Raw genomic sequence first — 3,529 nt, 5'->3', positions numbered from 1 at the left:
CCGTTGCTGGCGCCGTCTTGGTTGATGGCGCTGCCTCGGATGAGGCCGAGGATGGTGTGGTTGTTGCGCTGGGCGTCCGACAGGCGTTCGAGGAGCAGGATGCCGGCGCCGTCGGAGAAGCCGGTGCCGTCGGCGGTCGCGGCGAAGGACCTGCACCGGCCGTCCGGGGACAGCCCACGCTGGCGACTGAACTCGATGTACAAGGTGGGCGTGGCCGCCACCTCAACACCACCGACCAACGCCAGTGAACAATCACCGGAACGCAGGGCCTGGGCAGCGAGATGCACGGCTACCAGAGAGGACGAACACGCCGTGCCGACGGTCATCGCCGGCCCGGTCAGCCCGAACGTGTACGCCACCCGCCCGGAGATCACCGCAGGCAGGTTGCCGGTGCCGACGAACCCCTCCACCTTGTCGACCACCGAATGCAACAACATCGCGTAGTCCTGGTCGCTGGTGCCGATGTAGACACCGGTGTCGCTGCCCTGCAACGAGACCGGATCGATCCCCGCGTTCTCGAACGTCTCCCAGACGGTCTCCAGCACGACCCGCTGCTGCGGGTCCATGGCCAGCGCCTCACGGGGACTGATGCCGAAGAACTCGGCGTCGAACTGGTCCGCGTCGTGCAGGAACCCGCCGCGCAGGCTGTAGGTCTTGCCGATCTCCTCTGGGTCCGGATCATAGATCGCGGCGAGGTCCCAGCCGCGGTTGGTGGGGAAACCGGTGATGGCGTCACCGTCATTGATCACCAGGTCCCAGAGGTCGTCCGGGGACCGTACCCCACCCGGATATCGGCAGCCCATCCCGACGACCGCGACCGGTTCCGGTGCGCCGGACTCGACCTCCACCAGACGGCGTTTGACCTGACGCAACTCGCCCAGCACACGCTTGAGATAGCTGCGAAGCTTGTCCTCGTTGTCCATGTGACCCTCGTTGGCTCGATACGGCCGCTCAGGAAGTGCTGATCTCGCTTTCGATGGCGCTGAAGATCTCCTCGTCGGTGGCCGTATCAAGGTCGTAGTCCGGCTCACCGTCCGCGGTGCGGCCGCCGTCGTTCCACTTCCACAACAACGACTCCAGGCGGGCGGTGATCACGGCCCTGGTGGTGCGGTCGAAGGCGTCGCCCGCCAGTACGGACTCCAGGCCGGCGAGCAGATCGAGGACAGAGACCTCCCCGGTCTGACCGGCGAGCTGCGCGTGGAGGTGGGTGGCGAGTGCGGTGGGGGTGGGATGGTCGAAGACGAGGGTGGCGGGCAGGGTGAGCCCGGTCGCCGCGGCGAGCTGGTTGCGGAGCTGGACGGCGGTGAGGGAGTCGAAGCCGAGGTCCTTGAACGGCTGGTTCGCGTTCACCTCTCCCGCCCCCGCGTACCCGAGGACACCGGCGATCTGGGTGCGGACCAAGCCAAGAGCGGTGGCGAGCTGTTCCTGCGCGGGAAGCGCCCGCAGCCGTTCGAGCCAGCCGTCCTGACCGCCGGTCCGGGTCGTGCGGCGGACCGGAGCCCGAACCAGGTCGCGCATCAGCGCGGGCAGGATGCCCGCTTCGGCCTGTGCGCGCAGAACGGCGCGATCGAACCGGGCCGGGACCAGGTGCGGATGGCCGGTGGCGATGGCGGCGTCGAAAAGGGCGAGCGCGTCCTGAGTGGGCAGCGGAACGATGCCGGTCCGCCGGATCCGGCCCTCGTCGACCTGGCCGGTGAGCTCGCTGCTCTGCGCCCACAAACCCCAGGCCAGTGAGGCGGCAGGCAGGTTCCGCGCGATCCGGTGATGGGCGAGCGCGTCCAGGTAGACGTTGGCGGCCGCATAGTTGCCTTGTCCAGGCGCGCCGAGGGTCCCGGCCGCCGAGGAGAACAGGACGAACGCGGTGAGATCGAGGTGCCGGGTCTGTTCGTGCAGGTTCCACGCCGCGTCCACCTTGGCCCGCATGACCGTGCCCAGGCGCTCGGGGGTGAGGTCGGTGATCAGCGCGTCGTCGAGGACGCCTGCGGTGTGGACGACAGCCGTCAACGGAAGCTCAGCCGGAACACCGGCCAGCAGCCTCGCCAGGTGTTCGCGATCGGAGACGTCGCATGCCGCGATCGTGACGACGGCCCCCAACTCGGTGAGTTCCCGTGCGAGCTGACGCGCGTTTTCGGCGTCGGGCCCGCGTCGGCTGGCCAGGAGCAGGTGCCGTACGCCGTGCGCGGCGACGAGGTGGCGGGCGAGCAGGGAGCCGAGTGTGCCCGTGCCACCCGTGACGAGCACCGTGCCGTCAAGAGGGGTGCGCGACGTCGGGGAGCCTGTGGCGGGCGCGAGTCTGGGCACGAGGATCTCGCCGTCGCGGATGGCCACCTGGGGTTCCCCGATCGCCAGCGCCCTGTCGAGCTCGGCGCTGCCGTCGGTGTCGACGAGGACGAACCGGCCGGGGTGTTCGTTCTGCGCGGATCGGACCAGGCCCCAGACTGTGGCCTGCGCCAGGTTCTGGACGCTTCCGTCGTTCACCGGGATGGCGTCGCGCGTGACGAAGACGAGCCGGTCGCCGGCCCGCTCGCCGTCGGCGATCCAGTCCTGGACGAGGGCGAGAGCGCGTTCTGCGGCATCGTGCGGCGAGTCCGGGAATTCATCGTGCAGCACGCTTTTCGGTACGGGGGAGCCGTCACCGGACCGGGCGGCGGGCCGCCACTCCACCTGGAACAGCGCGTCTCCGACGGACTGCGTGGTGTTGAGCGACCGGGGAGCCACGCGGCTCACCGTCACCGAGCGCGCGGTCAGTACGGGCGCTCCGGCCGGATCGACGATCGTCACCTCGAAGGCGTCCTCCTGGACCGGCCGCACATGTGCGCGCACGGCGGCGGCCTCACGGGAGAACAGCCGCACATCCCGCCACTCCAGCGGCTGCGTTGAGTCGGCCATCAGGGGAAGAAGTGCCGCGTCCAGCAGCGCGGGGTGGATGCCGAACCCGGTTGCCGTGTGGCCGTCGGCCAATCGGGTCTCAGGACCGGCCGCGGGCAGCGCGGCGGGAACGTCCGGCTCGTCATCCGTGTACGACACGGTCGCGGTGGCGTGGCGTGTCCAGGGGGCGTCATCGGCGCTGCGCGCATGGAGGGTCAGGGCGTGGCCCTGGTCAGTGGGGGCGCTGATGAGCTGGAACTGGAGCGATTGGCGCGCCGTGATGACGGCCGGCGCCTCGACCACCAATTCGTCGACGACGTTGCAGTCGAGGTGGTCTGCGGCGTGCATGGCCATCTCAAGGAAAACCGTCGAGGGAACGAGAGTCACCGAGTCGTCGACCTGATGGTCGGTGAGCCAGGGATGGGTGACGGTGGAAAGAGTGCCGACGAAGACGTGGGCGTTGGTGTCCGCCAGCGTGGTGTGAGCGGCGAAGATCGGATGCCCACCAGCGTGGCCGGCAGTGGGCCGCCGATACAGCCAGTAGGTCTGGCGTTGGAAGGGGTAGCTGGGCAGGGGAATCGAGCGGCCGGTGTGGATGGTGTTCCAGTCGACTGTGACGCCGTGGTTGTGGGCTTGGGCGAGGGCGTTGATCAGGTGGGTG

At 69.3% G+C, this 3,529-nt stretch carries 2 protein-coding genes; both read right to left on the bottom strand.

Annotated features, from left to right (window positions below; all coding sequences use genetic code 11):
• A partial coding sequence (locus ACWD0F_RS51870; protein ID WP_449890519.1) for a beta-ketoacyl synthase N-terminal-like domain-containing protein occupies positions 1-923 on the bottom strand: 923 nt, incomplete at its 3' end.
• Positions 924-951: 28 nt separating this feature from the next.
• The coding region (locus ACWD0F_RS51865; protein ID WP_449890517.1) for a type I polyketide synthase at positions 952-3,529 on the bottom strand (2,578 nt) is incomplete at its 5' end.

The sequence above is a fragment of the Nonomuraea sp. NPDC002799 genome, from assembly GCF_053592075.1.
This window is presented reverse-complemented; position numbering and strand designations above follow the sequence as displayed.